The 14,645-nt window shown below is 43.0% G+C and carries 16 protein-coding genes; 11 read left to right on the forward strand and 5 right to left on the reverse strand.

The genetic code is table 11. From position 1 onward, the window contains the following. Nucleotides 1-6: 6 nt before the first annotated feature. Together ACFSVM_RS04530 and ACFSVM_RS04535 are read right to left on the reverse strand one after the other, a co-directional pair. Nucleotides 7-591 (reverse strand): class I SAM-dependent methyltransferase, encoded by a 585-nt coding sequence (locus ACFSVM_RS04530; protein WP_076311726.1) that lies wholly within the window; start codon nt 589-591, stop codon nt 7-9. A gap of 1 nt (nt 592) precedes the next feature. Further along, nucleotides 593-1,546, reverse strand: coding sequence for a TIGR01212 family radical SAM protein (locus tag ACFSVM_RS04535; protein ID WP_076311725.1), 954 nt, complete (start codon nt 1,544-1,546; stop codon nt 593-595). 300 nt (nt 1,547-1,846) lie between these two features. On the opposite strand from ACFSVM_RS04535, the gene ACFSVM_RS04540 reads away from it, so the two are divergent. Then, a complete protein-coding gene (locus tag ACFSVM_RS04540; protein WP_076311724.1) occupies nt 1,847-2,044 on the forward strand; it encodes a hypothetical protein in 198 nt (65 codons plus the stop codon). A gap of 182 nt (nt 2,045-2,226) precedes the next feature. Then, nucleotides 2,227-2,955, forward strand: a complete 729-nt coding sequence (gene trmB, locus ACFSVM_RS04545; RefSeq protein WP_076311723.1) for a tRNA (guanosine(46)-N7)-methyltransferase TrmB — start codon at nt 2,227-2,229, stop codon at nt 2,953-2,955. 135 nt (nt 2,956-3,090) lie between these two features. On the opposite strand, the gene ACFSVM_RS04550 is transcribed toward trmB, so the two are convergent. Both ACFSVM_RS04550 and ACFSVM_RS04555 read right to left on the reverse strand, forming a co-directional pair. Next, on the reverse strand, nt 3,091-4,224 hold the full coding sequence (locus tag ACFSVM_RS04550) for an MGDG synthase family glycosyltransferase (RefSeq protein ID WP_090723443.1): 1,134 nt from the start codon (nt 4,222-4,224) through the stop codon (nt 3,091-3,093). Between the two features lie 53 nt (nt 4,225-4,277). Then, a complete protein-coding gene (locus tag ACFSVM_RS04555; RefSeq protein WP_076311721.1) occupies nt 4,278-4,805 on the reverse strand; it encodes a phosphatase PAP2 family protein in 528 nt (175 codons plus the stop codon). A gap of 621 nt (nt 4,806-5,426) precedes the next feature. On the opposite strand from ACFSVM_RS04555, the gene ACFSVM_RS04560 reads away from it, so the two are divergent. The 9 genes from ACFSVM_RS04560 (at nt 5,427) to ACFSVM_RS04600 (ending at nt 13,830) form a co-directional block, all read left to right on the forward strand. Beyond that, the gene (locus ACFSVM_RS04560) at nt 5,427-6,665 is read left to right on the forward strand and encodes a glycosyltransferase family 2 protein (protein WP_076311720.1); all 1,239 of its coding nucleotides are present in this window, start codon (nt 5,427-5,429) and stop codon (nt 6,663-6,665) included. A 270-nt stretch (nt 6,666-6,935) separates the two neighbouring features. Further along, nucleotides 6,936-7,430 carry a translation initiation factor IF-3 gene (gene infC / locus ACFSVM_RS04565; RefSeq protein WP_090723442.1) on the forward strand — a complete coding sequence of 165 codons (495 nt, stop codon included), beginning with the start codon at nt 6,936-6,938 and terminating at the stop codon, nt 7,428-7,430. A gap of 30 nt (nt 7,431-7,460) precedes the next feature. Continuing rightward, nucleotides 7,461-7,661 (forward strand): 50S ribosomal protein L35, encoded by a 201-nt coding sequence (gene rpmI, locus ACFSVM_RS04570; RefSeq protein ID WP_047910039.1) that lies wholly within the window; start codon nt 7,461-7,463, stop codon nt 7,659-7,661. Nucleotides 7,662-7,702: 41 nt separating this feature from the next. Then, nucleotides 7,703-8,062, forward strand: coding sequence for a 50S ribosomal protein L20 (gene rplT / locus ACFSVM_RS04575; protein WP_076311718.1), 360 nt, complete (start codon nt 7,703-7,705; stop codon nt 8,060-8,062). 438 nt (nt 8,063-8,500) lie between these two features. Further along, nucleotides 8,501-9,535: a BMP family lipoprotein gene (locus ACFSVM_RS04580; RefSeq protein WP_076311717.1), complete on the forward strand. Its 1,035-nt coding sequence runs from the start codon at nt 8,501-8,503 to the stop codon at nt 9,533-9,535. A gap of 140 nt (nt 9,536-9,675) precedes the next feature. Continuing rightward, nucleotides 9,676-11,220 (forward strand): ABC transporter ATP-binding protein, encoded by a 1,545-nt coding sequence (locus ACFSVM_RS04585; RefSeq protein WP_076311716.1) that lies wholly within the window; start codon nt 9,676-9,678, stop codon nt 11,218-11,220. After that, nucleotides 11,213-12,292, forward strand: coding sequence for an ABC transporter permease (locus ACFSVM_RS04590; RefSeq protein WP_076311715.1), 1,080 nt, complete (start codon nt 11,213-11,215; stop codon nt 12,290-12,292). Before ACFSVM_RS04585 ends, ACFSVM_RS04590 begins: the two co-directional genes overlap by 8 nt. A gap of 2 nt (nt 12,293-12,294) precedes the next feature. Further along, nucleotides 12,295-13,269 (forward strand): ABC transporter permease, encoded by a 975-nt coding sequence (locus ACFSVM_RS04595; protein ID WP_076311714.1) that lies wholly within the window; start codon nt 12,295-12,297, stop codon nt 13,267-13,269. A 147-nt stretch (nt 13,270-13,416) separates the two neighbouring features. Continuing rightward, on the forward strand, nt 13,417-13,830 hold the full coding sequence (locus tag ACFSVM_RS04600; RefSeq protein WP_076311713.1) for a hypothetical protein: 414 nt from the start codon (nt 13,417-13,419) through the stop codon (nt 13,828-13,830). A gap of 47 nt (nt 13,831-13,877) precedes the next feature. On the opposite strand, the gene ACFSVM_RS04605 is transcribed toward ACFSVM_RS04600, so the two are convergent. After that, entirely contained in the window at nt 13,878-14,330 is a 453-nt protein-coding gene (locus tag ACFSVM_RS04605; protein ID WP_076311712.1) for a GNAT family N-acetyltransferase, read from the reverse strand. Nucleotides 14,331-14,645: the final 315 nt, after the last annotated feature.

Raw genomic sequence — 14,645 nt, forward strand, 5'->3', positions numbered from 1 at the left:
ATGAGATTACTTTTTCTCAATGGCGATAAGATAGGGGGCTGTTTCTCGCTGCAGCTGTCTATAAATGACCGCTTGTCCAACGTCTGTAGGCAATTGAGAAGCCCACTTAGAGACGCTGGTCGCTTCTTCATCTCCGCCTTGGTGTCCTGGGTAAAGGACTACTGTTAATATGCCTTTGGGTCTGAGAAGTTCCAGAGCGGCTGTCAAAGCCGTGATGGTGCTCGTGGTCTCAGTAATTACGCTATGATCGGCATGCTCTACGGGAAGATAGCCCAAATTGAACATCACGGCACCAATCTGTCCATGCTTATCCGTCGGAATGATCTCTTTCATATCTGCATGGCTGCAGCAGAAGAGGGAGAAGGGAGCGAGCTTGTTCATGTTCGCTGCGTTGTTCAGCTTGGCAGAAGACAAGCGGATGGCCTCCTCCTGAATATCGAACCCATAGATGTGGCCTTTTGCACCTACGGTCTGAGCTAGGAACAAGGCATCTGATCCTGTCCCTAGTGTTGCATCTATTGCATAATCACCGGAATGCAGTCGGGCAGCGATCCATTGATGGGCACAGCTGAGTACCGAAATAAATCCCATATCAAGCTCTCCTCCAATATTTACCCTGCCATGTATCACGTGCACGGAGCTCAGCATCAATGCCGTTTAACACTTCCCATTTTTTCATGGACCAGAGGGGTCCGATCAGCAGATTTCTAGGAGCATCCCCGGTTAACCGGTGGACGATCATTTCTGGAGGCAAAATCTCCAGGGAATCCACGATCAGCTTAATGTACTCCTCCTGTTCCATGAACCGAAGCAAACCAGCCTCGTACTGCTTAACCATAGGTGTCTTCTTCATGAGATGGAGCAAATGGATCTTGATGCCCTGTACGTCCATATGGGCCACCGCACGCGTCGTCTCCAGCATCATTTCATGTGTCTCTTGAGGGAGACCGTGAATGATATGAGTGCATACCCGAATGTTTCGTTTTCTCAGTTTCTCCACCGCATCCTCATAACACTTCGTATCATGAGCACGGTTAATGAGCTGGGAGGTGGATTCATGAATCGTTTGAAGCCCCATTTCAACCCATAGATAAGTACGCTCATTAAGCTCAGCCAGATAGTCTACCACATCATCCGGCAGACAGTCCGGCCTTGTTGCAATGGACAACCCAACGACACCAGGCTGCTTGAGAATGACTTCATAATATTCACGAAGCTGCTCAACCGGCGCATAAGTATTGGTATAAGCTTGAAAATATCCGATGTACTCGGCGTTTGGCCATTTTTGATGCTGTCGGTCTCTTATCGTATTGAACTGGGTAATTAGATCATCACGTCTCGAACCGGCAAAATCACCGGATCCACGTGCGCTGCAGAAAGTACAACCGCCTTTGGCAATGGAGCCGTCCCGATTGGGACAGGTAAATCCAGCATCCAGCATGACTTTAAATACTTTATTATCAAACTGCTCACGCATCTCATGATTCCAAGTGTGAAATCGCTTATCTCCCCATAGCAGTGGAGGAGTTGAAACTGGCATATTCATTAGGAAACTCCTTTGTTGATTCATCAAACTAAATACAGGTGAATGAAAACTAAGGGATACACAACCCTTTTTCCACTTTTTCTATTGTAACAAAAAGCGCTGGTAATTGGGAATTTTCCTGTAGAGGACAACAGCGAAAACTTCGATAAAAAGGGCAAAAAAGATAGCGCTTACCTCTTGCAAAACATTACACAGTTATGTTATATTTTAGCTGAGGTCAGACCTTGAAAAACACACTATTTTTTCGCAGAATTCATACATTTTTTTCGTCTCGGCCATACTATTCGTGAGGTGATTAACATGAATTCAAGTCTAAAATCAGGCGGGCACAAAATCTCTGTCGAGCTTACTGCAGATGAAGCATTGGCGCTAACTGGCGTTAAATTTAACGGAAACCCACAGGTAGAAGCGATTGCTAAGAAAAAAATAAGAAATGCTTTTGAAAAGACATTTGATTTTTCCACCCAAGATAAGGTAGACTATGAACTGTTAAAGTAGTTGGACCCCAATTCCAAATATATTTGAAGAAGGGATCGTGCTGTGCACTCTATGTGCAGCGTGCGATTCCTTTTTCCTTTTCAAATGGTTACAATTTCAATCGTATATAAAGGCTTTACATTTGAACGATATTTAGGCACAATTAATGCCGGAACATTTTACTGAAAAATCGGGGGAGAGACATGCGTTTACGCGGCAGAAAAGGGATTCGCGAAAGTCTGGAAAGTCAAACGGATCTGGTTATATTAAATCCAGAAGAATATAAAGGCAAATGGGCTGACTTATTTGGAAACGGAAAGCCGATCCACGTTGAGTTTGGAATGGGTAAAGGACAGTTCATTAGTCAAATGAGTTACCGCAATCAAGATGTGAATTATATCGGTATTGATATGTACGATGAGCTTGTTCGTCGTGCCAGCGATAAGGCTAGAACAGCTTGGGCTGAGGAAGAGATCGAGACGCCTCCTAATTTGAAGCTGGCTCTTGCTAATATTGAGAACATCCTGGATGTATTTGAGCAGGGAGAAGTGGAACGAATCTATCTTAACTTTAGTGACCCGTGGCCAAAGTCTAAGCATGCTCGGAGACGTCTGACGCATCCGCGTTTCCTGGACAAGTATAAGGAAGTGCTGAACAGTCAAGGTCAAATTCATTTCAAAACAGACTCTGAGACGTTGTTTGAGTTCTCGCTAAATTCGTTTGCGGATTATGGGCTCCAAATGACAAACATCTCCTTGAACTTGCACCGGGATGGGCTGAATGAGGAGCATGTCATGACGGAGTATGAGCAGAAGTTCATGGGTAAAGGGATGAATATTCACCGCGTTGAAGTATTGATTGGTGAAGATGCTCTTAAGGAATATCAAGAGATTCGTCTTAAAAAATATCGTTATCAGGAACCAACTGCATAAATAATGAAGTTGATCTACTGCTAAACACCTTTTCTTCTTGAGAGAAGGTGTTTTTTGATATTGTTATATGAAATGGAATATTAATTCATAGTGGCATTTTTTTTAGCTTGTCCTCATAAATATAAAAAAGGTGCCTTATGTGGGCACCCTTTCTGAGTCAACCAATTCAAGAATGCTTCTAGCACTCTGCATGGGATGTAACTTTTCAATTTCCCGAATATGTTTTTCTCGCTTTTGGACAATATCAGAATAATTATTCAAAAGCTTGTTCATCCATTTTTCAACCACTTGAAGCGAGCTGATGGGCTCTCCGAGTCCTAGATCAGTGAAATACTGACAATTCTCTTGCTCTTGGCCTGGAAGCGGATTATGGAAGAGCATCGGAATGCCTTTGGCCAGACCCTCTGAGCAGGTCATGCCGCCTGGTTTGGTTACAAGAAGATCCGATACTTCCATTAGCTTGTCGACCTCTCGCGTGAACCCCATTACATGAATATTCGGCTGCTGATAAATGGGGCTTTGTTCCATGGCAATTCGTGATTTCTCGTTGTTTCCCAGAACATAAATGAATTGAATATCTTTATGCCACTTGGCCAAGTATTCGTTAACAATTTCGTCCGTCATCAGTCCCCAGCCTCCGCCCATGACGAGCACAGTTGGCATCGGTTTCAGATTAAACTTCTGTCTAATTTCATCATGGCTTGGATGCTCCCAAAAATTAGGATGGACCGGGATCCCGGTTACTTGGATCTTCTCGAGAGTAACACCCCGCTGGGTCAGCTTGTCCTTTACATCTGTAGTAGAAACCAAATACCGATTCACCTCGGGACTAATCCAGGTTCCGTGTACATCGTAATCAGTTATGACGGTACATAACGGCACCTGTAATCCCAATCTCTTCAATCTGGCTATGACTGCGCTGGGAATGGGATGGGTACATACGATGATATCCGGTTTTAACTGCCGTATGATGCTTCGAGTATGTGTATAGAACAGCCTGTGCAGAGCAAGAGTCGTAAAACGGTTGATCGGTTTCTTGTACTGACTCTTATACATTAGTGCGACGAGCCTGGGTTGATTAGTTACGGTTTTTTTGTATGCATTTATGATCAGTGGAGCAACATGGGGATTGAGAAAACTCCCAAGTTCAAGCACTTTCGTCTGCACATCAGATGAGAGTTTTCTTAAACTGCTCGAGAGTGCGTATGCGGCTTGAGTATGTCCAGCTCCGAATCCTTCAGATAATAACAACACTCTTTTTTTACTCACTCTCTGTTCACCTGTTCCTTGCTCTGATTTCTGTCATTCAAAGATACTCTAGGTTAGGGCCACAATGCAACTGTGCCAAATGCGACGGAAGTACCAATGATTGCCCCTGCTAGGACATCAGAAGGATAATGCAGCCCTAAGTAAATTCGGGAAAAACCGACGATGCAAGCGACAGGAAGCAACAAGATGGTCACTTCAGGAAACGTAAACATAAAAGGCATCGTTACAGAAAAGATTGCCGTTGTATGACCTGATGGAAATGAATGATCGGATAATGGATTGCGAAACGTATTCGTTTCCGGCATGGCTAAATAGGGTCTGATTCTCGGATACAGCTTCTTCGCCGCAGCAACTGGAATATGACTTATAGCCAGTGCGGTGAATGCCATGTAACCGGCTGATCCCCAGGGTTCGGGTGCGATAAAGCCGATGAACAAGGAAGCTGTGATCGTAAAGGTGGCTCCACCGAGGTGAGTTAGATAATAGAGCCAGAAATTGAGAAAACGGTTATGTAGACGTCCGTTAATCCATATGAAAATTTTTTGCTCCATCGCCTGAAGTCGTACGAAAAGACGGTCCATTATAAGTCCCCCTGCTTGATGTACTACTGTCCACATAGGAGTCAGCAGGCTGGTAATTTACCGACATGCCCCGTGTAAACCTAAGTTTATCATATTTTTTAATCATGTCCTTATCAAGAATAACCCATGTGTATTATACAAAAAAACGGAAGTTTTGACTTTGAGGTTCAAAAAAATATAAAATGATTCAAGCTGCTTGAGATGGTTTAAAAAAAATTGAGTTTTAAATACTCAAACTTTTTTGTTCTTTGATCCGTTTAAGATATAGAAGTTTGTCCTCTTTATGGAATTTCAACGTGTATGCTTGCTAATAAACAGAAGAAATAAAGAGAGCATCCAAATAAAAATCGTGAAAATGGATGAAAATAAGAACAAACTGCTGTGAAAGAAAGCCTTACCGTAGTTTCTGTCAGGAAATCAGTCCAAAAGAACGTTTTCTTCGCTCGAAGATGACTTTTGGCGATTTTGACAAAATTAAAGAAAGCATACAAAATCGAGTAGGCAGTAAAGAATAAGTGGCAAAGATAAAAACGAAACAAAAAAGGGTCATTAATTTTTAAAAAGAAATGTGTGTTAAAAAAAAGAGATGCTCACATTTAAAGAGGGGGTAGCAGAGAACAAATGTTTAATGCGATATTTGTAACGTTTCAAGTGATCTTGGCGTTCCTAGCTGTGTATCAGTTTGGTTTTTCTCTGTTCGGCTTGATTAAGAAGAAGAAGAAACAACAGTTTCCGCCGAACAAGTCTTTTGCTGTATTGGTTGCTGCTCATAATGAGGCAGAAGTCATTGGAGCTTTGCTGGAAAATTTAAAGAAACTGGATTATCCCAAAGAATTGTACGACGTATTTGTCATTTGTGATAATTGTACAGATAATACGGCTGAGATCGTTCGGGCACATGGGATGAATGCTTGTGTAAGAACAAATGCCGATCAGCGCGGTAAAGGTTATGCAATTGAATGGATGCTTAAAGAGCTCTGGAGCATGCCGAAGCAATATGATGCCGTTGTTATGTTTGATGCTGACAATCTGGCTGCGAAGAACTTCCTTCAGGAAATGAACAATGACCTGAACAGAGGAGCTAAAGTCATTCAAGGCTATATCGATACGAAGAATCCTGAGGATTCCTGGATCACAGCGGCTTATGGTATTTCCTACTGGTACATTAACCGCTTGTGGCAGCTCTCCCGTCATAATCTCAATATGGCTAACTTCCTTGGCGGAACAGGGATGTGTTTTGAGAGCAAGCTGCTCAAAGACATGGGCTGGGGAGCTACGTCTCTGGTTGAGGATCTGGAGTTTACGATGCGTGCTGTAGATCGTGATGTATATCCGGTGTTTAACTATGATGCTAAGGTGTTTGATGAGAAGCCTTTATCTTTTAAAGCGTCGGCAAGACAACGTCTACGCTGGATGCAGGGACACTTTACGGTAGCCAGAAGATACTTCTTCCCATTGATCTGGAAAAGTATCAAGCAAGGCAGCTTGGTGAAATTTGACCTTGCCGTATACAGTGCTAACGTCTATGTGGTATTGCTGACCTTCATCATGACAGCAATCAGCTTCGTAGATATTATTTTGTTCAATGGACCGAACATTACTAATATTTACGGTTACCTGCCGTTATGGGTTGGATTCCTTGCTATTGCGGCGAACGTCGTGACGTTCCTGTTGTCTCTAGCTCTGGAGAAGGTGCGCTTCAAGAAAGTGTACACTTCACTTATCTTGTTCCCGATTTATCTATTATCGTGGTATCCAATTACGCTGTACGCCTTCTTTACCCAGAACAATAAGCAATGGAGCCACACGAAGCATACACGTGTCGTTCGATTGGAAGAGGTTCAGAGTAAACAAGGATAAATTTTATGTAGCTGTTGACAAAACAGTTATGAACATGTATTATTGTTTAGGTGATTGTTTCTGGAATATGGATTCAAAAGTAGAAGGTCCGACTTCTCACCTGATCGGCATTAAGCTGACTGGTAACGATCCAATGATTTGTGAATGAATTTCATGAAGAATTGTTGATTGTTCAGGGATGTCGGTAGCGTACCGGCATCCCTTTATTTTTTATCTGTATAGGGATTATCGATAACGATCTGGAGGTGGACAGTTATTAGTAAAGAACACATGATTAATGATGAAATTCGGTCGAAGGAAGTTCGTTTGGTCGGAGCTGAAGGAGAGCAGATCGGCATCAAGCCTATTCGCGAAGCATTGCAGATGGCTGCAGATCTTAATCTTGACCTGGTTAACGTGGCTCCGCAGGCTAAACCGCCAGTGTGCCGTATTATGGATTACGGTAAGTTCCGTTACGAACAGCAAAAGAAAGAAAAAGAAGCACGTAAGAATCAAAAGGTTGTGGACATCAAGGAAGTGTGGTTCCGTTCGAATATCGAGGAACATGACTACCAAACCAAGCTTCGCAATGTCATCAAGTTCTTGAAGGATGGCGACAAAGTGAAGTGCTCCGTCCGCTTCCGTGGACGTGAAATCGCCCATGCGGATATCGGTCAGAAGATCTTGGAACGCGTGAAAGTGGAAGTTGCTGAACTCAGCAGCATCGAACGTCAACCTAAACTTGAAGGCCGTAGCATGATTATGATTTTGGCTCCTAAATCTTGAGCCAGATAAACTTGGAGGAGGAAATACACAATGCCTAAAATGAAAACTCACAGCAGCCTGAAGGGTCGTTTCAAAGTTACTGGTACTGGTAAAGTGAAACGTTACAAAGCATACAGAAACCATTTGCTTTCCCATAAATCGAAACGCACTAAGCGTGTTCTTGCAGGCAGCCCGGTTATGGCACCTGGTGACGTTAAGCGTCTGAAACAAGGTTTGGCTAACCTGAAATAGTCCACTGATTACTAACATATATTCTCTGGGAGGTCTTTGATATGGCAAGAGTAAAAGGCGGATTCGTTGTTCGTCGTCGTCATAAAAAAGTATTGAAACTTGCTAAAGGTTATTTCGGTTCTAAACACCGTATCTTCAAAACAGCTAACGAACAAGTTATGAAATCCATGGTATATGCATACCGTGACCGTCGTCAGACAAAACGTAACTTCCGCAAATTGTGGATCGTTCGTATTAACGCAGCAGCTCGCATGAACGGATTGTCTTACAACAAATTCATGCACGGTTTGAAACTCGCTGGAGTGGACATGAACCGTAAAATGCTTGCTGATCTTGCAGTAAACGATATTAATGCATTTAACTCTTTGGCTGTTGTAGCTAAAGAAAAGATTAATGCTTAATTTCTTTAAGTGATAAGAGCCGCCGCATAGGCGGCTTTTTTATGGGGAATAAATAAAGTTAAGGGGCTTGCTGGGTCTCTAGCCTTAAAAAAGGGTAATGAAATCAGAGTTACATATTACAAATAATGCAAATGAAAAAGCGGAATTCTTATTCATATGTGAATTTAATGTTATAATATATGACATATAATCAACCTGAATATGTCAATTTTAAACGATAAAGCGCTTACAATTATGAACATTCTTAAAAAAACTAAAAATTAAGTCATGAAAGTGCTGGATTTTAACATGGGTTGATTGTATAATCACCTCTAGTAGGACAGTCCTATTGATTTGTACTTATAGATAATGATTGATCGGACAAGTGTATAATCCGTAAATCTGAAGAACAAAGTATGATATCAGATAGGGAATATTTTAAGGGGGAACAATTCCAAGATGAAGAAAGTACTAAGTTTGTCTTTAAGCATGATTCTTGCAGCTTCCGTTGCTCTAGCTGGATGCGGCAATGACAATGACAGCAGCTCTCAAGGCAGCGGTGAGGGAGGCGGCAGCGCAGCTGAATCCTCTGCAAAAATCGGAATGGTTACTGACGTCGGCGGTGTAAACGATAAATCTTTCAACCAATCTGCTTGGGAAGCACTTGAGGCAGTTAAAGAAGAAACAGGCGCAGATGTTAAATATCTTCAAAGTAAATCCGATGCAGATTACAACACAAACTTGAATACATTTGTTAAGGACCAGTACTCTTTGACTTGGGGAATTGGATTCCAGCTGGCTGAAGCAATCAAGACAGTCGCTGAACAGAACCCTGAAGCTAAGCTTGCAATTATTGACAGTGAAGTCGATGCTCCAAACGTCAAATCTGTAATGTTCGCTGAAGACCAAGGTTCTTTCCTTGTTGGTGTTATTGCAGGTAAAATGACGAAAACAAACAAGGTTGGTTTTGTCGGTGGAATGGAAAGCCCGCTGATCAAAAAGTTCGAAATTGGATTTAGAGAAGGCGTAAAGGCAGTAAATCCGGATGCACAGTTCGTTCCTAACTATACAGGTGCATTTGACAAGCCTGACCTGGGTAAAACAGCCGCTGCAACGATGTACAATGAAGGTGTAGATATTATCTTCCATGCATCAGGCGCAACAGGAACAGGCGTATTTAACGAAGCGAAGTCACGTAAAGATTCCGGACAAGATGTTTGGGTTATCGGTGTAGACAAAGACCAGTCTCTTGAGTTCGGTGATGAGATTACCCTGACTTCTATGATCAAGAAAGTAGACGAAGCCGTTAAGAAGGTATCTCTAGAAGTGATTAACGGAACTTTTGAACCAGGATTAGAAGTATTGGATCTGGCTGCTAACGGTGTTGGCGTAGCTGAGACTTCTACAGCAAACGTACCAGCGGATGTACTTGAGCTGGTTGACGAATACAAAGAAAAAATTATTAGCGGTGAAATTACAATTCCTGCAGAGTAATAATTACGATTGATTGTTTCGTGTGAGAATAATACTGAATTTTACATGTAATGGATGTAAAACAAGGCTGGTTTATATAACTAGCCTTGTTCTTACGTCTAGGGTTAATACCATCAAATCAAATTTATAAGGGTGATCTCATGGGTGCAGCAACTCCTGTCGTTGAGTTGAAGCAAATTACTAAACGCTTCCCGGGCATTGTCGCTAATGACTCTATAAGCTTGCAGCTGCATAAGGGAGAGATTCATGCACTGCTGGGTGAGAACGGCGCCGGAAAATCGACGCTGATGAATATTGTATTTGGTCTATATCAGCCTGATGAGGGCGGAATTGAAGTTGGCGGGCAGCCTGTAATTATTGACAGTCCGAATAAAGCCATCGAGCTAGGTATTGGAATGGTGCATCAGCATTTTAAATTAGTGCAGCCATTTACAGTAGCAGAGAATATTATATTGGGTTCAGAGCCTAAAAGAATGCTGGGCCTCAATATTAACTATAAAAAGGCAGTGGCAGAAGTTAAACGGTTATCCGAGTTATATGGACTTAAGGTCGACCCTAATGCAAAAATTGAAGACATCTCTGTAGGAATGCAGCAGCGCGTCGAAATTTTAAAAACCCTTTACAGAGGCGCGGAAATCTTGATTTTTGATGAACCGACAGCGGTATTAACTCCTCAAGAGATTTCAGAATTGATGGTGATCATGAAGAAGCTGGTCGCTGAAGGCAAATCCATCATTCTTATTACTCATAAACTGAAAGAAATCATGGAAATTTCGGATACGGTAACGATCATCCGCCGAGGTAAAGTCATCGATACGGTGAAGACGTCAGAGACGACTCCTAATGATCTGGCTGAGAAGATGGTTGGGCGCAACGTTACTTTTAAAGTGGACAAAAAGCCTGCTGCACCTAAGGAAACCGTACTCGATATCCATGAATTAACCGCGAAAAATAAAGAAGGCATGGCCGTACTGGACAAGCTGAATCTGCAAGTACGTGCAGGAGAAATTGTCGGAATCGCTGGAGTTGACGGTAATGGTCAGAGTGAGCTGATTGAAGCCATTACTGGTTTACGTAAAGTAAATTCAGGCAAAATTACGCTGAATAACAAGGATATTACGAATGAGCCGCCTCGTAAGGTTTCGGAAGCGGGCGTCGGGCATATTCCAGAGGACCGTCATAAGCATGGTCTTGTGCTGGACTTCTCTGTGAGCGAGAACATGGTGCTTGAATCCTATTACAAGGAGCCTTATTCCAAAAAAGGGTTCCTGAATTTCAAGGCAATTCAGGAGCATACGAAGAAGCTGGTACAGGCCTTTGATGTAAGAACGCCAAGCATTGATACTTTATCACGAGCTTTATCCGGAGGTAACCAGCAGAAGGCGATCATCGCCAGAGAGGTAAACAAAAATCCGGATTTACTTATTGCTGCTCAGCCTACACGTGGTCTTGATGTAGGGGCTATTGAGTTCGTTCAGAAGCAATTGATCGCTCAACGTGACCAAGGTAAGGCTGTGCTGTTAATTTCCTTCGAACTCGATGAAATTATGAATGTCTCGGACCGGATTGCGGTTATTTATGAGGGACATATTGTTGGTGAAGTGCTTCCAGAAGAGACCAATGATCAAGAGCTGGGTCTGATGATGGCAGGTAGCACCGTGAAGAGAGGTGCATCTAGTGAGTAGCGTATTAAAATGGTTCACTAAGGATTCAATTATATATCCAGTTGTTGCTATTATATTGGGTCTTCTATTGGGAGCAGTCGTAATGCTTATTGGCGGATATAATCCGATAACGGCATACGGAGCACTTGTCGAGAAAGTATTTGGAAACACCTATAATATTGGGGAAACTTTGCGTGAAATGACTCCGCTCATTATGACGGGGCTGGCCTTTGCGTTTGCTTCCCGTGCAGGTCTATTTAACATCGGGGCTGAAGGACAATTTATCGTAGGGATGACGGCTTCCGCATTTGTCGGAATTAAGCTGACGGGATTGCCTATGATTATTCATGCACCGCTTGCATTAATTGCAGGGGCTCTAGCGGGTGGTCTGTGGGCAGCAATTGCAGGTTATCTCAAGGCAGCACGCGGGGTGAATGAAGTCATCACCAGTATTATGATGAACTGGGTTGCACTTTATTTGGGCAATCTTGTCGTAAGACAATTCATGCTGATGCCGGGTGAGAATCGTTCCGAAGAGATTCAACCATCCGCCTCTATTGCGATTGGCTGGTTGTCTGAGTTAATGAGTAACTCCCGTGTTCACTGGGGCACACTGATTGCGATTCTCGCAGCGGTAGTGTTCTATGTATTCATGTGGAAAACAAAGCAAGGCTTCGAGCTTCGTGCAGTAGGCCATAACCATCATGCTGCAGAATATGCAGGGATGAAGGTGAATCGCAACATTGTCAAAGCCATGTTTATCAGTGGTATTTTGGCAGGCCTTGGCGGTGCCTTTCAAATTCTGGGTGTATTCGGCTATCAAACGATCCTCCAAGGATCCCCGGGTACTGGATTCGATGGTATTGCGGTAGCACTGATTGGTATGAATCATCCGTTTGGTGTAATTCTAGGAGCCTTCCTATTTGGAGGATTGACATACGGTTCTGCCGGAATGAGCTTCGCAGCAGATGTTCCACCGGAATTGATACGTATCGTAATTGGCTCCATCATATTCTTCATTGCTGCACAAGGTATCGTGCGCTGGGTGCTTAAGCCCTTCTATGCGAAGCGCAAGAAAGAGAAGGTGTTGTAATTATGGATTTCATAACGCTCTCCGGACAGCTGATTAATACGACACTTGTCTTTGCAACAGCTCTTGTATTTGCTGCGCTTGGTGGTATATTCTCAGAGCGTTCCGGTGTAACGAATCTGGGGATTGAAGGATTTATGATCTTCGGTGCTTTTGCTGCAGGGGTATCCGCTCATTATGCTCAAGAAGCGGGGATGACAGGTGGGCAAGCGGCTTGGGTTGGTCTGGTTACAGCAGCCGTGTTAGGTGTGGTTGTTTCCTTGATTCACGCTGTAGCCTCTATCACTTTTAAAGCGGACCAGATCATAAGTGGTATTGTCATTAACTTCTTGGCAGCAGGAAGCACATTGTATATGGTTAAGCTTCTGTTTGACGGGTCAGGGGAAACGCCGCTTATTAATGGATTCAAAAAATGGAATCCAGAATTATTCGGTGTGAAGCTAGCTGAAATTCCGTTCTTCGGTAATGTATTTATTCATCATTATCCATCTACATTCCTAGCTGTGCTGTTTGTAATATTAACATTCTTATTCCTGTACAAAACGCCATTCGGTCTGCGTCTTCGCTCTGTCGGGGAGCATCCAAGTGCTGCGGATACGATGGGGATTAATGTGACGAAGTACAGATATCTTGCTGTTATGGTCAGTGGTGCACTTGCGGGTATCGGCGGTGCTGTTCTTACGCTGACGACTACAAATGTGTTCGCACACAACACAATTTCCGGACAAGGTTATATTGCGATTGCTGCCATGATCTTTGGTAAGTGGAATCCGATCGGGGCATTTGGTGCAGCTCTCTTCTTCGGGTTGTCCCAAGCTGTCCGCAACTATATTCAAATGTTCGAATGGGCTCAGGCTATTCCCCAGGAAATTATTTTCATGCTGCCGTATCTGCTTACTGTCATCGTACTCGTAGCAGCGGTCGGACGTTCAGCAGCACCTGCTGCACTGGGACAGCCATACGATCCAGGCAAACGTTAACGTAATATTTAATTTATCAACAAAGGTGATGCTTGCTCTAAGATGCAGGCATCACTTTTTTTGTACATGCAGGACATTGAAACATACATTTATGCCGACATACGAATAAGATGATTCTGAATCCTACGTAAAGAAGGAGGGAAAAGAATGAATAATTCTGTTAGTCTAAATGACGCAAAAAAAATGGTCGGGCAGCGTATTGTCGCTGTTCGCAAAGATGGCACAAAAGTGACGGGTACACTTGTTAATGTGACAGGGAATAAAATTATGCTCCAGCCGACGGAAGGGAAAGATGCATCTACACGGGCACTCATTCCGCTTGTCCTATTTGACCTGTTGGCAATTGGAACCTTGCCATTTGCAGGCGGATTCGGCGGAGGCTTCGGAGGCGGATTTGGTCCAGGCGGATACGGCGGGTATGGATATGGAGGCAAAGGACCTGGAGGCGGGTATGGAGGCTTCCCTGGATATGGACCTGGACCTGGATATGGACCGGGACCAGGTTACGGACCAGGGCAAGGTTATGGAGGATATGGCTTCAAAAATAAATTTTTCTATTAAATATTTTTATCGCATTGATAATATTTTGTGTTCATTCTTTTGATATTCTAGCTTTCACTTAATACTTTTTCCAATTCGTAGCACCGTCCGATATCAACATAGCGAAGCATCTTATATCCCATCTTTTGATAAAAATTGATTCCCTTTTTGTTTCCTTCATCCACCATAACTTTTGACTTCTTACACCCTCGTGAAGCCGCAAATTGCTCCGCTTTGTTCAGTAATTCTTTGCCATGCTGTTTGCGCTGTTCCTTTGGATAAACGGCCATCATGTCAATGTATAGTAAAGAACCATGCATCATAAAATGTACAAAACCACAAATGCTGGATTCATAATTAGCAGAGGATACCAATGTAATGCCTCGGGCTAAACGGCTTGGAATATCCTGAATAATCAGGTTGATCTCTTGCTTGCTCAAATGTGAGATAGGCACGAGCTGGCTATGAATCAGTTCCATGATAGCTGGATCATCTTGCTTAGGTCTGCGATTGCGAATCATGGATAATCCTCCTTTTTGGGGCATACAATATGGATGGGGTATTATATGCCTAAGGAGCTTGGTCATGTTCGGTATTTCGGACAAAAAATAGCTGATACAGCAAGGCTTGTACATGGATTGACTGAATTTTGAAAAATAAAGTGTTGACTATTTCTACAAATGAATCTTATAATGTTCCTAACATTTAACCGCTATAGTTTATCGGCAATGATGAGGACGAAGTTTTAAGGGCACTTATGTGCAGAGAGTGGACAGTTTTAGCTGAAAGTACCACCATAATCCCTTAAGTACGAGCTCACCTCGGAGCTGTTTTCC

It is taken from the genome of Paenibacillus shunpengii (assembly GCF_042684905.1).
Lineage (GTDB): Bacteria > Bacillota > Bacilli > Paenibacillales > Paenibacillaceae > Paenibacillus > Paenibacillus shunpengii.